Origin of the sequence: Aeromicrobium sp. Sec7.5 (assembly GCF_036867135.1) — a bacterium.
Classification (GTDB): Bacteria; Actinomycetota; Actinomycetes; order Propionibacteriales; family Nocardioidaceae; genus Aeromicrobium.
The window spans coordinates 164,840-181,015 of sequence record NZ_JBAJIJ010000001.1 but is presented as its reverse complement, the minus strand read 5'-3'; the positions used below and the strand labels follow the sequence as shown (position 1 = coordinate 181,015).

Annotated in this window: 18 protein-coding genes; 9 read left to right on the top strand and 9 right to left on the bottom strand. The window is 70.6% G+C overall.

What is annotated here, in order from left to right:
- Positions 1–20 precede the first annotated feature (20 nt).
- Positions 21–662, top strand: a complete 642-nt coding sequence (gene upp / locus V6S66_RS00920) for a uracil phosphoribosyltransferase (RefSeq protein ID WP_334204902.1) — start codon at positions 21–23, stop codon at positions 660–662.
- Between the two features lie 373 nt (positions 663–1,035).
- Positions 1,036–1,356 (top strand): putative quinol monooxygenase, encoded by a 321-nt coding sequence (locus V6S66_RS00915; RefSeq protein WP_334204901.1) that lies wholly within the window; start codon positions 1,036–1,038, stop codon positions 1,354–1,356.
- Positions 1,357–1,482: 126 nt separating this feature from the next.
- Here the strand turns inward: V6S66_RS00915 and pntB are convergent, their stop codons facing one another.
- The 4 genes from pntB to V6S66_RS00895 form a co-directional block, all read right to left on the bottom strand.
- The gene (gene pntB / locus V6S66_RS00910) at positions 1,483–2,871 is read right to left on the bottom strand and encodes a Re/Si-specific NAD(P)(+) transhydrogenase subunit beta (protein WP_334204900.1); all 1,389 of its coding nucleotides are present in this window, start codon (positions 2,869–2,871) and stop codon (positions 1,483–1,485) included.
- Positions 2,872–2,874: 3 nt separating this feature from the next.
- A complete protein-coding gene (locus tag V6S66_RS00905) occupies positions 2,875–4,443 on the bottom strand; it encodes a Re/Si-specific NAD(P)(+) transhydrogenase subunit alpha (protein WP_334204899.1) in 1,569 nt (522 codons plus the stop codon).
- Positions 4,444–4,609: 166 nt separating this feature from the next.
- The gene (locus V6S66_RS00900) at positions 4,610–5,497 is read right to left on the bottom strand and encodes an enoyl-CoA hydratase-related protein (protein ID WP_334204898.1); all 888 of its coding nucleotides are present in this window, start codon (positions 5,495–5,497) and stop codon (positions 4,610–4,612) included.
- Between the two features lie 56 nt (positions 5,498–5,553).
- On the bottom strand, positions 5,554–6,393 hold the full coding sequence (locus V6S66_RS00895; RefSeq protein WP_334204897.1) for a TetR family transcriptional regulator: 840 nt from the start codon (positions 6,391–6,393) through the stop codon (positions 5,554–5,556).
- A 93-nt stretch (positions 6,394–6,486) separates the two neighbouring features.
- Between V6S66_RS00895 and V6S66_RS00890 the strand changes: the two genes are divergently transcribed.
- The 3 genes from V6S66_RS00890 to V6S66_RS00880 are packed head-to-tail and all read left to right on the top strand — an operon-like array spanning position 6,487 to position 9,124.
- Positions 6,487–7,749, top strand: a complete 1,263-nt coding sequence (locus tag V6S66_RS00890; RefSeq protein WP_334204896.1) for an acyl-CoA dehydrogenase family protein — start codon at positions 6,487–6,489, stop codon at positions 7,747–7,749.
- Entirely contained in the window at positions 7,746–8,747 is a 1,002-nt protein-coding gene (locus V6S66_RS00885; protein ID WP_334204895.1) for a phosphotransferase family protein, read from the top strand. Before V6S66_RS00890 ends, V6S66_RS00885 begins: the two co-directional genes overlap by 4 nt.
- On the top strand, positions 8,747–9,124 hold the full coding sequence (locus tag V6S66_RS00880) for a DUF6285 domain-containing protein (protein ID WP_334204894.1): 378 nt from the start codon (positions 8,747–8,749) through the stop codon (positions 9,122–9,124). Before V6S66_RS00885 ends, V6S66_RS00880 begins: the two co-directional genes overlap by 1 nt.
- Before the next feature lie 30 nt (positions 9,125–9,154).
- Here the strand turns inward: V6S66_RS00880 and V6S66_RS00875 are convergent, their stop codons facing one another.
- The 3 genes from V6S66_RS00875 to V6S66_RS00865 all read right to left on the bottom strand — a co-directional run bounded on the left by V6S66_RS00875 (position 9,155) and on the right by V6S66_RS00865 (position 11,996).
- Entirely contained in the window at positions 9,155–10,174 is a 1,020-nt protein-coding gene (locus tag V6S66_RS00875; RefSeq protein ID WP_334204893.1) for a phosphotransferase family protein, read from the bottom strand.
- Positions 10,171–11,094 (bottom strand): enoyl-CoA hydratase-related protein, encoded by a 924-nt coding sequence (locus V6S66_RS00870; RefSeq protein ID WP_334204892.1) that lies wholly within the window; start codon positions 11,092–11,094, stop codon positions 10,171–10,173. Before V6S66_RS00870 ends, V6S66_RS00875 begins: the two co-directional genes overlap by 4 nt.
- Positions 11,095–11,204: 110 nt before the next feature.
- Positions 11,205–11,996 carry an NYN domain-containing protein gene (locus V6S66_RS00865; protein WP_334204891.1) on the bottom strand — a complete coding sequence of 264 codons (792 nt, stop codon included), beginning with the start codon at positions 11,994–11,996 and terminating at the stop codon, positions 11,205–11,207.
- Positions 11,997–12,072: 76 nt separating this feature from the next.
- Here V6S66_RS00865 and V6S66_RS00860 point away from each other — a divergent pair, with 76 nt between their 5' ends.
- The gene (locus tag V6S66_RS00860) at positions 12,073–12,492 is read left to right on the top strand and encodes a hypothetical protein (protein ID WP_334204890.1); all 420 of its coding nucleotides are present in this window, start codon (positions 12,073–12,075) and stop codon (positions 12,490–12,492) included.
- 12 nt (positions 12,493–12,504) lie between these two features.
- Here V6S66_RS00860 and V6S66_RS00855 read toward each other — a convergent pair whose 3' ends face one another.
- Complete coding sequence (locus V6S66_RS00855) at positions 12,505–13,152, bottom strand: hypothetical protein (protein ID WP_334204889.1); 648 nt, start codon at positions 13,150–13,152, stop codon at positions 12,505–12,507.
- Between the two features lie 110 nt (positions 13,153–13,262).
- Positions 13,263–14,207 (bottom strand): 1,4-dihydroxy-2-naphthoyl-CoA synthase, encoded by a 945-nt coding sequence (locus tag V6S66_RS00850; protein WP_334204888.1) that lies wholly within the window; start codon positions 14,205–14,207, stop codon positions 13,263–13,265.
- Between the two features lie 52 nt (positions 14,208–14,259).
- On the opposite strand from V6S66_RS00850, the gene V6S66_RS00845 reads away from it, so the two are divergent.
- The 3 genes from V6S66_RS00845 (at position 14,260) to V6S66_RS00835 (ending at position 16,117) form a co-directional block, all read left to right on the top strand.
- Complete coding sequence (locus V6S66_RS00845) at positions 14,260–14,619, top strand: ArsR/SmtB family transcription factor (RefSeq protein ID WP_334204887.1); 360 nt, start codon at positions 14,260–14,262, stop codon at positions 14,617–14,619.
- Entirely contained in the window at positions 14,616–15,158 is a 543-nt protein-coding gene (locus tag V6S66_RS00840) for an SRPBCC family protein (RefSeq protein WP_334204886.1), read from the top strand. Before V6S66_RS00845 ends, V6S66_RS00840 begins: the two co-directional genes overlap by 4 nt.
- Positions 15,159–15,229: 71 nt before the next feature.
- Positions 15,230–16,117 carry an SDR family oxidoreductase gene (locus tag V6S66_RS00835; protein WP_334204885.1) on the top strand — a complete coding sequence of 296 codons (888 nt, stop codon included), beginning with the start codon at positions 15,230–15,232 and terminating at the stop codon, positions 16,115–16,117.
- Positions 16,118–16,176: the final 59 nt, after the last annotated feature.

Below are 16,176 nucleotides of genomic sequence, written 5' to 3'. Positions count from 1 at the left end.
CCGGCACTACGCTCAGCACCATGCAGGTCCACGTCGCCGACCATCCGCTCATCTCGCACAAGCTCACCGTGCTGCGCGACGAGCGCACCGACTCACCGACCTTCCGTCGGCTCACCGAGGAGCTCGTGACCCTCCTCGCCTACGAGGCCACGCGCGACGTCCGCGTCGAGACCGTCGAGGTGCACACCCCCGTCGCCGCAGCCACGGGCGTCCGCCTGTCGGAGCCGCGACCGCTCGTCGTGCCGATCCTGCGCGCCGGGCTCGGCATGCTCGAGGGCATGCAGCGTCTGCTGCCCACGGCCGAGGTCGGCTTCCTCGGCATGATCCGCAACGAGGAGACCCTCGAGGCCGACACGTACGCCGAGCGCCTGCCGGACGACCTGTCCGGTCGCCAGTGCTACGTGCTCGACCCGATGCTCGCGACGGGCGGCTCGCTGGCCGCAGCGATCGGGTTCCTCGTCAAGCGCGGTGCCGACCACATCACGGCCGTGTGCCTGCTGGCCGCGCCGGAGGGCATCGCCCGGATCGAGCGCGAGCTGGAGAGCATCGGCGTGCCCGTCAACCTCGTGCTGGCGGGCGTCGACGACCGGCTCGACGAGAACGGCTACATCGTCCCCGGCCTCGGCGACGCGGGCGACCGACTTTATGGAGTCGTCGACTGAGGCTCATCGCTCTCGATGGCCCCGTGGCGACGCCACCACCTTCGTTCAAGCCACCACATCAGAACGACGAACGCGAGAAAACCCACCGGGACCAAAGTCCGGAACGTGCTCTGGTCGACCAGACCCAGGTTGATCTGCCAGACGCACCACGCCAGCCACACGCCGTACAGCCACGGCGAGGTCGGACGGTCCCCGATCCAGAAGGATCGCTCCGTCGTCGCGGATGCGGGTCGATCTGGTGTCACGTGTCGCAGCATGCCACGGTCTGCGGCTCAAGGGCCTCGATTTCCGCTCGACCACAGCTTGACGGGCAGGCTTGGTCCACCCCTGACAGGCTGAGCGCGACCCCGTCCCCACCGCTTCAGGAGGCCCCATGATCGTCATCACCGCCACGTTCCGCGTGAAGCCAGAGCACGCCGACAACTGGCCCGAGATCACCCGCGCCTTCACCGAGGCCACGCGCGCCGAGGCCGGCAACCACTGGTTCGAGTGGTCGCGCAGCGTCGACGACCCGCAGAAGTACGTGCTCCTGGAGGCGTTCGACGACGACGCCGCGGGCGCGCACGTGAACTCCGACCACTTCACGCAGGCGCAGACCGACCTGCCGCCCTATCTGGAGCAGACGCCGAAGGTCATCAACGGCGTGCTCGACATCGACGGCTGGTCCGAGCTCGGCGAGATGCAGGTCGACTGACCCACCCCGCATCGGACAACCCGCTGGTTGAGGCGCGACGAGCTCTAGCGAGGAGCCTCGAAACCTCGGAGGTTTCGAGGCTCGCGCGCCAGAGCGCACTCACACCTCAACCAGCGGTTGCCAGCGTCACAGCGCGCGGATGATGTCCTCGACCCGGTCCTTCGCGTCACCGAACAGCATCTGCGTGTTCTCGCGGAAGAACAGCGGGTTCTGGACGCCCGCGTAGCCCGCGGCCATCGAGCGCTTGAACACGATGACGTTCTCGGACTCCCAGACGTGCAGCACGGGCATGCCCGCGATGGGGCTGCTCGGGTCGTCGGCGGCCGCCGGGTTGACGGTGTCGTTGGCACCGATCACGAGCACGACCGACGTCGACGCGAGGTCGTCGTTGATCTCGTCCATCTCGAGGACGATGTCGTACGGCACCTTCGCCTCGGCCAGGAGCACGTTCATGTGGCCCGGCAGGCGACCCGCGACGGGGTGGATGCCGAAGCGCACCTCGACGCCGCGCTCGCGCAGCTTCTTGGTGAGGTCGGCGACGGGGTACTGCGCCTGCGCGACGGCCATGCCGTAGCCCGGCGTGATGACGACGCTGGTGGCGTTCGTCAGCATCTCGGCGGTCTCCTGCGCGGTGATCTCCCGGTGCTCGCCGTACTCGGTGTCGTCGCCACCCTTGGCCTCGATGCCGAAGCCGCCGGCGATGACGGAGATGAACGAGCGGTTCATCGCCTTGCACATGATGTAGCTCAGGTAGGCACCCGAGGAGCCGACGAGCGCACCCGTGACGATCAGCAGGTCGTTGTTGAGCAGGAAGCCCGCGGCCGCCGCGGCCCAACCGGAGTAGCTGTTGAGCATCGACACGACGACGGGCATGTCGCCGCCGCCGATCGAGGCCACGAGGTGCCAGCCGAGGGCGAGCGCCACGATCGTGACCAGGATCAGCAGCCACAGTGCCGGCGAGATGACGAACCAGACCGTGAGCGCCAGGAAGAGCACCAGCGCGCCGACGTTGAGCAGGTTCTTGCCCGGCAGCACCAGCGGCGAGGAGCTGATCTTCGCGCTGAGCTTGAGGTTGGCCACGATCGACCCGGTGAACGTGACGCCACCGATGAAGACGCCGATGAAGACCTCGGCGTTGTGGATGTCCTCGAGCGACTGCGAGGGGAACGAGCCGTGCTCGAGGTAGCCGTTCCAGCCGACCAGCACCGCGGCGAGGCCGACGAAGCTGTGCAGCAGCGCGATGAGCTCGGGCATGCCGGTCATCTCGACGATGCGGGCCCGCCACAGGCCGATCGCACCACCGATCGCGACGGCGACCAGCAGCAGGACGATGCCGAGGGCCTCGGCGCCGTCGATCGCGGCGATGATCGTGGCGCCCAGGGCGATCGTCATGCCCGCGATGCCGAAGACGACGCCCGACCGGGCGGTCTCGTGCTTGCTCAGTCCGGCGAGGCTCAGGATGAAGAGCAGCGCCGCGACGATGTAGGCCGCTGTTGCGGCGGATTCGACAGTCATGGATCAGCCCTTCGAGAACATGCTGAGCATGCGTCGGGTCACGGCGAAGCCGCCGAAGACGTTGATGCTGGCGAGCAGGACGGCGATGAAGGCGAGCAGCTGGATCGCGAGGTCATCGCTGGTGATCTGCACCAGGGCGCCGACCACGATGATGCCGCTGATCGCGTTGGTCACGCTCATGAGTGGGGTGTGCAGCGCGTGGTGCACCTTGCCGATCACGTAGTAGCCGATGACGATCGAGAGCACGAGCACGGTGAAGTGCTGCGGGAGCGGCTGCGGCGCGAAGGCGTTCACGAGGAACAGCGCGAGGATGCCGGCGCCGATCAGCAGCCCCTTGGCCAACGGCGTGGCCTTGGGCTTCTCGGGAGCCGGCTCAGGAGCCTTGACGGGAGCGGCGGCCGGGGCCGCCGAGACCTTGACCTCGGGCGGGGGCCACGTGGTCTGGCCGTCGCGCACGACCGTGACGCCGCGCTGCACGACGTCGTCGAAGTCGAGGACGAGCTGGCCGTCCTTGCCGGGCGTGAGCAGCTTCAGCAGGTTGACGAGGTTCGTGCCGTACAGCTGCGAGGCCTGCGTGGGGAGGCGACCGGCGAGGTCGGTGTAGCCGATGATCGTGACGCCGTTGGCGGTGACGACCTTCTCGCCCGCGACCGAGCCGGCGATGTTGCCGCCATTCGCCGCCGCCATGTCGACCAGCACGCTGCCGGCCTTCATGCTCGCGACGTCGGCCTCGGTGATCAGGACCGGTGCTGCCCGGCCCGGGATCAGCGCCGTGGTGATGATGATGTCGACGTCAGCGGCCTGCTCGGAGTAGATCTCGGCCGCGCGGCGGTCGTAGTCCTCGCTGGTGGCCTTGGCGTAGCCGTCGGTCGACTCCTCGACGTCGACGTCGACCTTGAGGTACTCGCCGCCGATCGACTTGACCTGGTCGGCGACCTCCGGGCGCGGGTCGGTGGCCCGCACGATGGCGCCGAGGCTCGACGCCGCACCGATCGCGGCGAGGCCGGCCACGCCGGCGCCGGCCACGAGGACCTTGGCGGGCGGGACCTTGCCGGCGGCGGTGACCTGGCCGGTGAAGAAGCGGCCGAACTCGTGGGCGGCCTCGACGACGGCGCGGTAGCCGGCGATGTTGGCCATCGAGCTCAGGACGTCCATCGACTGCGCGCGCGAGATGCGCGGCACGGCGTCCATCGCGAAGGCGGTGATGGAGCGCTGCGACAGGGCTGCGAGGAGGTCCGGGTTCAGCGCGGGGGCGATGAAGCTCGCGACGATCGCATCGTCCTTGAGCTGCGCGATCTCGCCCGTGCTCGGCGCGTTGACCTTGAGCACGACGTCGGCGCCCCAGGCGGCGGCCGTGTCGGTGACGTCGGCCCCGGCCTCGGCGTACGCCTCGTCGGTGAAGCTGGACTTGGCGCCGGCCCCGGTCTCGACGGCCACGCGGTAGCCGAGCTTGATCAGCTGGACCACGGTGGCAGGAGTTCCGGCGACCCGGGTCTCGCCCGGAGCAGTCTCCCGGACCACCCCGATGACGGCGGCAGGCGCGGTCGCCTGCGACTCGATCTCATCGTTCATTCGGTGAACGTTACCCTTTCGTAATCCGCGCAGTCTGCTGGTGCGACGCGCGTCACACTTGGCCAGACGTCACCGTCCGGTCCGGAGGCGAAACCGCCGGTCGCGCTGACGGCCTCACGTCTTAATATCATGAGGAATTGCGGTTGAACAGCCCCTGGCGTCGGGGTCAGACGTCCTGCGGACGCTGCGCGGGGCGCTCGACAGCGTCGGGGAGCTGGGACGGGACCGTCATCGGGAACGCCGGGGTGCGCTTCTCGAAGAAGGACCCGATGCCCTCGGCGAGGTCGGCGCTCGCGAACCGTTCAGCGAGCGCTCGCGACTCGGCCGCGTGGGCGTACCAGGGCGAGTCGACCTCGAGTCCGCGCCACAGCATCTGGCGCGACATCGAGACCGACACCGCGGAGGTGTGGTCGGCGATCTCCCGGGCGATCTCGAACGCCTTCGCCTCGACCTGGTCGTCGGCGACCGCGTGGTTCGCCAGGCCTGACGTGAGCGCCTCGTCGGCGCCGACCAGGCGACCCGTCAGCACCCACTCCATCGCCTTGCCGGGCGACACCACGCGCGGCAGGAACCACGTCGAGGCGGCCTCCGGCACGAGCGCCCGCCGGTTGAACACGAAGCCGTACCGCGTCGACTCACCGACGACCCGCACGTCCATCGGCAGGGTCAGCGTCGCGCCGATGCCGACGGCCGAGCCGGACACGGCCGCGACGACGGGCTTGAGCGACTGCGCGATCGCCAGCGCCGCGAATCCCCCGGAGTCGCGCTCGACCCCCGTGATGTCGCCCGCGGTCGTCGCGAACTCGTCGCTGTCGCCCAGCGTTCCGCTCAGCGCCGCCTCGAGGTCGGCACCGGCGCAGAAGTGCCCCCCGCTGCCAGTCACCACGACGACGCGCACGTCGTCGTCGGCGTCCGAGGCGGCGAACGCCTCGGCGATGTCGAGCGCCATCTGCTTGGTGAACGTATTGCGCTTCTCGGGCCGGTTGAACCGCACCGTCGCGACGTGGTCGACCACGTCGTAGTCGAGGTTCGCGAGTCTCAGGCTCGGGCTCATGGGTTCTCCTTCAGGGGGTCGGGCATGCGTGATCGGGGCACGAAGGGTGGACGCGGTCAGCGGGTGAGCGGGGGACCCAGCAGGCGCAGGGCGTACTCGACGTACTGCGCGGCGACCTCGTCCGGGTCCATCCCGCCACCGGGGCGGTACCAGCTGGCGACGGCGGTGCACATCGTGACGAGGGCCCGGGCCGCGGCGTCGGGACGCGCGACCTCGACCTGACCCGCCTCCACGGCTGCCACGAGCTCGCCCTCGACCATGGCCTGCTGGCGATCGCGGAGCGCGACCTGGCGGGCGAGGTTGGGCGGGGTGAGCGACCGCAGCTCCGAGGCGCCCAGGAAGGCCTGCTGCTGGCGGTGCAGCTGGCAGAGCACGATCGCCTCGACCAGGAGGCACACGCGGTCGAGCGGATCGTGTCCCTCGGCGCGGGCCGCCTCGCTGCGGTCGAGCAGCTCGTGCATGCCGGACTCCATGAGCGCCACGAGCAACGCCTGCTTGCTCGGGTGGTGGTGGTAGATCCCCGCCACCGAGAGGTGGGCCTGCTCGGCGATCTCCCGGATCGAGGCGCCGTGGTAGCCCTTCTCGACGAAGACCTCGAGCGCGGCCCGCAGCACCGGATCGAACGCCGGCGGATCGAACGCGCGCCAGTGCTGGAAGGCCGGGACCTCCGTGTGCGGAGCTGCCGCCGGCAGCGCGATCTCGACGCCCAGGAAGGCCGCGACCTGGGCCAGGCGCTCGGCCGCGAGCGAGGACTTGCCGGTCTCGAACTGGCTCAGTGCCGCCGGGCTGACCTTGGTCTGCTCGGCGACCGCCCGCAGGCTCAGGCCCCGCGCCGTGCGCGCGGCGCGCAGCACCGCACCTGACGTCGGTTCCTCGACCGTGTCGCCTGCCGCCATGTCTCCACCTCGCCTTCGCCAGATCCTCGACAACTGTAGCGTTTAGTGTTTACCCTAGCGATCATTCGGTATTGCCTAAACGATCGGGACACCATGGACTTCACCCTCCCCGCCGGCGTGACGACCTTCCTCGAGGAGGTCGACGAGTTCATCGCGGCGAAGATCGAGCCGCTGCAGGCGCAGCACCAGCAGTTCTTCGACCACCGCCGCGAGTGGGCGCGCACCGACTGGGAGGCCGGCGGCATCCCCTCCGCCGCCTGGGAGGACCTGCTCGACCAGATGCGCGACCTCGCCGATGCCGCCGGGTTCTACCGCTACGCCCTGCCCGAGGACGTCGGCGGATCCGGCGCGGGCAACCTGGAGCTCGCGATCGTCCGCGAGCACCTGGCCGCCAAGGGCCTTGGTCTGCACAACGACCTCCAGAACGAGTCGTCGGTCGTGGCGAACCTGCCGTTCGCGCACATCGTGCACCGGTTCGGCACCCCGGACCAGGTCGCCGAGCTGCTCGAGCCGATGATCAGCGGAGGGGCGTTCGTGGGCTTCGCGCTGACCGAGCCCGACCACGGCAGTGACGCGACGTGGATGGAGACCCGGGCCGTCCGCGATGGTGACGACTGGGTCATCGACGGCGCCAAGCGGTGGAACTCGGGCGTCAACCGCGCCACGCACGACGTCGTCTTCGCCCGCACGAGCGGCTCCGACGGTGATGCCCTCGGGATCACGGCGTTCGTCGTGCCGATGACCACGCCCGGGCTCGAGATCACGAGCTACGACTGGACCTTCAACATGCCGACCGACCACGCCAACGTGCGCCTCGACGCCGTGCGGGTCCCGGACGCCGCGATCCTGGGGGGCGAGGGTCAGGGACTCACGATCGCGCAGGCCTTCGTGCACGAGAACCGCATCCGCCAGGCGGCCTCCAGCCTGGGAGCCGCGCAGTACTGCATCGACCGCAGCGTCGCCCGGGCGAACGAGCGCATCACCTTCGGCCAGCCGCTGTCGCGCCGCCAGGCGGTGCAGTGGCCGCTCGTGGAGCTGCAGACCGAGGCCGAGATGGTGCGCGGACTCGTGCGCAAGGCCGCCTGGATGCTCGACCGCGTCGACGACCCGATCGAGGTGAGCGACATCGTCGCGATGGCCAACTACCGGGCGAACCGCCTGGTGTGCGAGGCCGCCGACCGCGCGATCCAGGTCTTCGGCGGTGAGGGGTACTCGCGCAACCAGCCCTTCGAGCACATCTACCGCCACCACCGCCGCTACCGCATCACCGAGGGGTCCGAGGAGATCCAGATGCGCAAGGTCGCCGGGTACCTCTTCGGCTTCGCCGGGCCACGCAAGGTCGCGCCACCGGCATGAGCGGATCGGCGAGGCTCGGGGACGCGACGGCCGAGCTCGCTCGCGCGCTCGAGCGACGCCTCGACGACCTCGCCGGTGCCGGGCACCGGGTCGAGGACCTGCACCCGATGGCCGGTGGTGCCAGTCGTGAGACGTGGGGCCTCACCGCGGTGCAGCCCGACGGCGTGCGGGAGGCGTTGGTCCTGCGGCGCGACCCGCCGTCCGAGCCACGACCCGACGAGATGCGGCAGGAGGCCGCGGCGCTCGAGGCCGCGGCCCGCCACGGCGTCCCCGTCCCTCGGCTGCGCGACCACGGCTCGGGCTCGGACGTCGTCGGCGCCCCGTACCTGCTGATGGAGCACGTCGAGGGGGAGGCGCTCGCGCGACGGATCCTGCGCGACGACACCTTCGCGGCGGCCCGCGGAGTCCTGGCCCGAGACCTCGGCCGCGCGGCTGCCGCGATCCACTCGATCGATCCCGGTGAGGTCGCCGACGACCTCGCGCCCGACGGCATGGAGGTCCTGTGGCAGCGGTACGTCGAGACCGACGTGCCGCGTCCGGTCATCGACCTCGCCTTCCGCTGGCTCGCCGACCGGCGACCCTCCCCCGTGCCGGCGCGACTCGTGCACGGCGACTTCCGGCTGGGCAACGTGCTCGTCGGCCCGGCCGGGCTCACGGCGGTGCTCGACTGGGAGCTGGTCCACTCCGGTGACCCGCTGGAGGACCTCGGCTACCTCGGCATCCGTGCCTGGCGTTTCGGTGGACCGCACCCGGTGGCCGGGGTGGGGTCGTTCGCCGAGCTGTTCGAGGCCTACGAGGCCGCCGGGGGCGGGTACGTCGACCCCGATCGAGTCCGTTGGTGGCAGATCGCCGGCACGCTGTCGTGGGGCGTCAACGCGATCTTCCAGGCCAGTCGTCACTTCCGCGGCACGACACGATCGGTGGAGCTGGCCGCCGTGGGCCGCCGCGTCGTGGAGCAGGAGCACGACCTGCTCCGGATGATCGACGAGGAGAGCTGATGCTGCATACCTTCCCGAACGCCCCCGAGATCGTCGTCGCCGTCCGCGACTGGCTCCGCGAGGAGGTCGTGACGAACCCCGACGCCGAGCTCGCGTTTCGCGCCCGCGTCGCGGCGAACCTGCTGTCGATGCTCGAACGCGAGCTCACGCAGGCGTCCGACGCCGAGGAGCGATTCGAGCAGGCGCTCACCGAACGCGGCGTGGCCGACGAGCGTGAGCTCGCGCTGCAGCTGCGCCGCCGCGAGGTCGATCCGGACCCGGACCTCCTGGCGCTCCTGCGGGCCACCACGGCCGACCGGCTCCGCACGAGCAACCCACGGTTCCTCGCCGAGCAGATCGACGACGACGACCCGCGGCAGGTCGACCCGGGTCGATGAGTCGGCCGGCGGTCCGACGTGGTGCGCCGCTCAGCGCGCCATCATCTCGACGACGCGCTGCGACCACCACCCGATGCCCTCGGTGAGGCTCTCGCCGTCGAAGCCGTCGTCGGCCATCGCCCCCTCCTGGTAGCGGTGGCGCACCCCGACCGTGATGCAGCACAACCGCCAGTGCGCGAAGGCGACGTAGAAGTCCAGGTCGGGCACCGTGGCACCAGCGGCTTTCTCGTACGCCGCCACGAGCTCGGCGCGCGTCAGGAACCCGCCGTCGCCGGTCGGCCCCACGATGAGCCGCGGGAGGTCCTTCCCCGGCTCGGCCCAGGTCGCCACGAGCCAACCCAGGTCGGCGTGGACGTCGCCGACCGTAGCCAGCTCCCAGTCGAACACCGCCCGCACCGCGCCGTCGGGGCCGAGCGCCAGGTTCCCCGGCCGGAAGTCACCGTGCACGACGCCCGTGCGCTGCGGCGGGATGCGATCTCCGAGGAGCGCCGCGCCCTCCAGCAGCGTGGCCCGTTCCGGCGGATCGAGGAGCTCGATCTGCGCCGACCAACGCTTGAGCTGTCGGGCGACGTAGCCCTCGGCCCGCTGACGATCCCCCAGGCCCAGCGCCTCGGCGTCCACGGCGTGCAGCTCGGCCAGGACACGGACGAGGTCCTCGCTCGCGCGACGGCGCACCGGACCGGCCATCGCACCGGCACTCGACTCGGAGTCGAGCACGACCCCCTCGACGAAGGACATGACGTAGAGGTCGGCGTCGCTGACCTCCCGGTCGTCGCACCACGCCACGGGCCGGGCGACGGGCACCGGGGTGTCGGCCAGCGCCGAGATGAACCGCCACTCCCGCGCCATGTCGTGCGCCGACGCCAGCACGGCACCGGTCGGCGGACGACGTAGGGCGTACCGCTGGCCGTCGGCGGCCTCGAGCAGGTAGGTCAGGTTGGAGCGGGCGCCCGTGAGCAGTCGCGCCCGCACGGGCACCGTGACCGACGCGTGTCGCGACAGCCACTGCTCGAGCACCGCGTGGTCGACGCCGGCGATGCCCTCGGTCACGCCGACCCGTCCGAGGCGCCGTGCGAGGCATCGGTCGGGCGCTCCGACCAGGCGGGCACGACCGCCGGCACGTCGGCGGACGTCGAGCCGAACCGGGCGGGTCGGCGCTCGCGGAAGGCGGCCACCCCCTCCTGCACGTCCGGGCCCTCCACGAGCTCGGCGATCGTCACGGTCTCCAGCACGTGCGCGGCCCACGGGTGCGGCATGCTCATCGCCTCCCAGAGCATGCGCCGGCCCGCGGCCACCGCGACGGGCGAGGTGTTCGCGACGATCTCCTCCGCGATGCTGCGGGCGCGGTCCTCGACCTCGTCGTCCGGCACCCGGTGCGTCACGAGTCGGGCCGCCAGCGCCTCCGCGGAGTCGACGAGTCGGCCCGTCACGAACCACTCGAGCGCGGTGGCGATGCCGACGATCCGCGGCAGGTACCAGGAGGCCGTCGCGTCGGGCACGATGCCGCGACGGGCGAACACGAAGCCGAACCGCGTGCTCTCACCGGCCACGCGTACATCCATCGGCAGCGTCATGGTCGCGCCGACCCCGACTGCCGCACCGCGCACGGCCGCGACGACCGGCTTGGTGCAGCCCGCGATCCGCAGGGCCAGGACGCCGCCGCCGTCCCGCGGCAGACCCTCGACCGTGCCGGTGCGCTCGATGAACTCGCGATGGATCGGGCTGATCGCCGGATCTGCCACGAACCCCTCGTCGAGGTCGGCGCCCACGCAGAAGTCACGACCCGATCCGGCCACCACCACGGCGCGCACGTCGTCGTCGCGGTCGACCTCGTCGAGCGCGTCCAGCAGGTCGATGCCCATGCCGAGCGTGAAGGCGTTGCGGCGCGTCGGCCGGTCGAGGGTGATCGTGGCGATCCCCGCCGTGACGTCGTACCCCACGGTCTCGAACCGGCGGCCTGTTGCAGTCATGACGAGTTCTCCCTCGGCGTTCAGTGGAAGCGATCGATCGATCGGTCACGCCACACTAAACGTCATGAGGAACTCATGTCGAGGGATCGCGGGTTCCATGGCGGCGAGGCTCAGCGGGCTCGGGCGCGGTTCTCCCTGACCTCGATCTGGCTCGAGTACCGCCCGAGCAGCTCGCTGAAGCTCCCGGCGCCATAGACGCGCTCGGTGAAGGTGGGCTCGATACGCAGCACCTGCGTCTTGAGCGCGCTGAGTGGGTGCCACTGGCGCTCCGGGTGCTGCTCCTGCAGACCGCTCAGCGCCTCCTTGAGCAAGGAGTACGCACGCCTCGGAGGAGGCCCAGCACCTTGCGGACGCGATGGATCAGGGACCTGCTGAGGTTCCTCCCGCTCTGCCGCCACGTCGAGGTCTCGTCGATCGCGCAACAGCTCGTCGTAGTCGACGTACACGTCGCAGGCGCTGGCGAGCGCCCTGCTGATGCTGCCCGCGACTCCCACTCCCAGCACGATCCGGCCGAGCCGCCGAGCGCGCTGGGCCAGCGGTACGAAGTCGGAGTCTCCAGCCGCGATGACGACGTGGGTGAGGTCCTCGTGCAGGTAGAGATCCTCGATCGCGTCGACGGCGAGTCGGATGTCCGCCCCGTTCTTCGTCTTGGTCGCCGGGAACAGCTGGACCAGCTCGACCGCGCGGGACACGAGCTGATCGCGATAGTCGGCGTTCTTCGTCACGGACCAGTCCGCGTAGGCGCGCGAGATCGTCAGCCGTCCGTAGCGCGTCGCAAAATCAAGCAGGACATCGATCGCCACGGTCAGGTCCTCGCCGCGGGCCTTCGCCTGATTGGCGCGCGAGATGACGACGTTGTCGAAGTCGATGTAGACCGCGACGTGGGAGCCAGCTGCGACCATGGCGCGACACTAGCCACGCCACGGGTCATCTCGCCGCGGGCGGGCACCACCGGCGACTGGCTGAGACGATCGGGACATGAACCGACGACTGTCCCTGGCGATGCTGCTCCCCCTCCTCGCGCTCGGTGCGTGCTCCGAGGTCGAGGACGCCGTGAGCGACACAGCGTCAGACGCCGGCAGCCGCGCCGGGTGCGAGCTCGCCCAGCCCGCCCTGGATGCCGGACGCTCGCTGGTCGACGACGTCACCGCGAAGATCGACGCCGATCCCGCCGCCGCGCAGCGCGAGCTCGGCGCGGCCGCGGAGGCGCTGGGCCTCGCGGAGCCGGCCCTCAGCGGCGAGGCGCGCGACCTCGTGGATCGCGCCGGCGCGGCCCTGGAGGACCTGCGGGCGCAGGCCGAGGCGGCCGCCGACGGGGTCACCGTCGACGACCAGGTCCTCCAGGCAGCTCAGGACGAGTACGACGCCGCGGCCGAGCAGATCAGCGGCGTCTGCTGACGCCGCTTCGGGTCAGCGGCGAGCGGCCTTGTCGACGCGGTGGTGGTAGCGCTGACCCACGGCGCCGCCCAGTGCGGCGAACACCAGGGTCACGAGAACCACGGCGATGCCGGCGATGACCGCCCCCCACGTCAGCTCCTCGCTGGAGATCGGGATCCGGGGCAGGTCGACCCGCTCCAGCACGTTGTAGCGCGTGCCGAAGACGGCCCCGAGAGCGCCGGCGATCAGCGTGACGACCAGTCCGATGAGCCACACGCCGATGCCCTGACGCATGCCGTCGAAGCGCGACATCCGACCGGCGACGTATCCGCCCGCGTAGTAGGCGATCGCCAGGACGACGAGCAGCACCGCAGCGGTCGACAGACCGATCGTGCCGGCGTTGCGCTCGGCCTCGTTCTGCGTCACCTCGACGGTCGAGTCGAGGGCGGTGAGCACCGCGCCGACGATGCCGGCGAGCAGCACCGCCACGCCGATCGCGACGATCCAGCCGAAGAACGCCGAGCCGAGGTTGAGGCCGCCGAACTTGTCGCGGGCCCGGGCCTCGCCGGCGACCAGCCCGCGGTCATGGGCGATGTCGCGCCGGCCGTCGCGGTCGTGGTCCCGCCCGTCGGTCGGGGGTACCTCGTCGTGATCCGGCGTGGGATCGACGTGCTTGGCCATCTCGTGCTCCTGTCCCCTGCGAACGACCCGTGGGGTCATGATCGGGTGTCGTACCCCCGCAGCGGGAGTCCAAACGGACGCTGGGTGATCAGCAGGGGCCTCGGCCAGGCTCAGTAGTACCAGGGGAAGGGCGACCAGTCCGGGTCGCGCTTCTCCAGGAACTGGTCGCGGCCCTCCTGCGCCTCGTCGGTCATGTAGGCCAGGCGAGTGGTCTCGCCCATCAGCACCTGCTGGCCCACGAGGCCGTCGTCGATCATGTTGAACGAGTACTTGAGCATGCGCTGCGCGGTCGGGCTCTTGCCGTTGATCAGGCGGCCCCACTCCAGCGCCGTGGCCTCGAGCTCGGCGTGCGGGATCGCGCGGTTGACGGCGCCCATCGCGACTCCGTCGGCCGCGGAGTACTCCTGGCCGAGGAAGAAGATCTCGCGGGCGAACTTCTGGCCCGCCTGTCGGGCGAGGTAGGCCGAGCCGAACCCGCCGTCGAAGCTGCCGACGTCGGCGTCGGTCTGCTTGAAGCGGGCGTGCTCGGCGCTCGCCAGCGTGAGGTCGGCGACGACGTGGAGGCTGTGACCGCCGCCGGCCGCCCAGCCGGGCACGACGCAGATGACGACCTTCGGCATGAAGCGGATCAGGCGCTGCACCTCCAGGATGTGCAGCCGCGCCAGCTTCGCCTTGTCGATGGGGCTCGGCTCCTCGGCGCCGGTGTCACCGCTCGTGGCGGTGACGTCCTCGTACTGGTAGCCGGCGCGGCCGCGGATGCGCTGGTCGCCGCCGGTGCAGAACGAGTGCTTGCCGTTCTTCTCGCTCGGCCCGTTGCCCGTGAGCAGCACGCACCCGACGTCGGCGGACGTGCGCGCGTGCTCCATGACCCGCAGCAGCTCGTCGACCGTGTTCGGGCGGAAGGCGTTGAGCACGTCGGGGCGGTCGAACGCCACGCGGACGGTGCCATGGGCCTTCGCCCGGTGGTAGGTCAGGTCGGTGAGGCCGTCGAAGCCCGGCACCTCGTCCCAGGCGTCGGGGTCGAAGGTGTCGGAGACGAAGGGCAGTGCGCTCATCCCCTCAAACTAGTGCTTGCCTGATTGGTAACGAAAGAGTTACCTTTCAGTGATGGACGTCTTCGCCGCGCTAGCGGACCCGCTGCGTCGCGAGCTGCTGACCCGGCTCGCTGCCGGTCCCGTGCGCGTGATCGACCTCGCCGCCGAGCACCCCGTCTCGCGCCCCGCGATCAGTCGCCACCTCAAGGTGCTGACCGAGGCAGGACTCGTCGAGGCCGACGACCTCGGTCGCGAGCGCCACTACCGCCTCCGGCCGCAGGCCCTCACCGAGGTGCGCACCTTCGTGGCGTCGCTCGAGCGACGTCCCCCGATTCCCGAGTCCGCCCTCGACGCCCTCGAGACCGAGGTGCGCCGCACGTCCCGCGAGCGACGTCGAACCGCCCCGACCACCCAGCACGAGGAGATCGCATGAGCGCCACCCCCACCGGATTCCTGACCCGCCGCGCCGACCGCGACTGCGTCACCTGGCAGCGGACCTTCCGTGCCCCGATCGATGACGTCTGGGCCGCAGTCACCGAGTCCGACCGCCTGGCCCGCTGGATCGGTACCTGGACCGGCGACCCCGCCGACGGGTTCGTGATGTTCACGATGACCGCCGAGGGCGAGGACGTACCGGAGGCGCGGTTCGACGTGCCGGAGTGCGACCGGCCGCGGCTGCTGCGCGTGGAGGCCGTCGACGACTTCGGCTCCTGGTACCTCACGCTCGAGCTCACCGAAGACGACGGCGTCACGACGCTGACCATGAGCCAGGTCATCGACGACGTGGCGACGATCGAGAACACCGGACCGGGCTGGGACTACTACCTCGACCGGCTCGTGGTCGCCGAGGACGGCGGCGTCGCGACGGACGTCGACTGGGACGACTACTACCCCGCCCAGCGCGAGCACTACCTCGCTCTCGCCGAGACGCTCGACCCCGGAGTCCGGCAGCGGGTCGACCCCGCACCATGAGCCCAGCGGCGTGACGAGCGACATGTGACACCCGCAGTGACACATTCACATACCGTCGGTATCTTGACGGGATGAGCAATCGATATGCGGGCAAGGTCCTGGTCGTCACCGGCGCGGCACGCGGCATCGGCGCCGGCGTCGCCCGGGCCTACGCCGCCGAGGGTGGCAAGGTCGCGCTGCTCGGCCTCGAGCCGGAGCTGCTCGCCGCCGTCGCCGAAGAGATCGGCGACGCCGCTGCCTGGTGGGAGGCCGACGCCCGCAACGGCGCGGCGATGACCGCCGCGATCGACGCCGCTGCCGCCCACTTCGGCCGCATCGACCACGTGCTGGCCAACGCCGGCATCGCGTCCTACGGCACGGTGCGCCAGATCGACGAGGCCTCGTTCGAGCGCGTCATCGACATCAACATCACCGGCGTCTACCGCACCCTGCACCCCGCGATCCCCCACCTCGTCAAGACGAAGGGGCACGCCCTGGTCGTCGCCTCGCTCGCGTCGTTCGCCAACCTCGCGGGCCTCGCGTCGTACAACGCGTCGAAGGCCGGCGCCGAGTCGCTCGCGCTGGTCACCAACCAGGAGGTCGCCCACCTGGGCGTCCGCGTCGGCGTGGTGCACCCGGGCTGGATCGACACCGACATCGTGCGGGGTGCCGAGGACGATCTCCCGACGTTCAAGGAGATCCGCAAGAAGCTGCCCTATCCGGCCAACTCCACGACCGACCTCGACGCATGCGTCGCCGGCATCATGCGCGGATTCGCCAAGCGCAAGACCCGCGTCTACGTCCCGCGCGGCGTCATCGTGGCCAACTGGACCAAGTCGCTCGTCAACTCCCCGCTCGGCGCCAAGGTCGTGCTGCGCATCGCGAAGAAGCACGTGCCCTCCTTGGAGTCCGACGTCGCGAAGCTCGGCCGGTTCCAGCACGCCCACGTGCCGCTCACCGAGGCCAAGCCCGCCGACTGAGCGCAACAAAGTCGCTCGTCGCCACCAACAAAGTCTCTCCTGACCACCAACAAACTCTC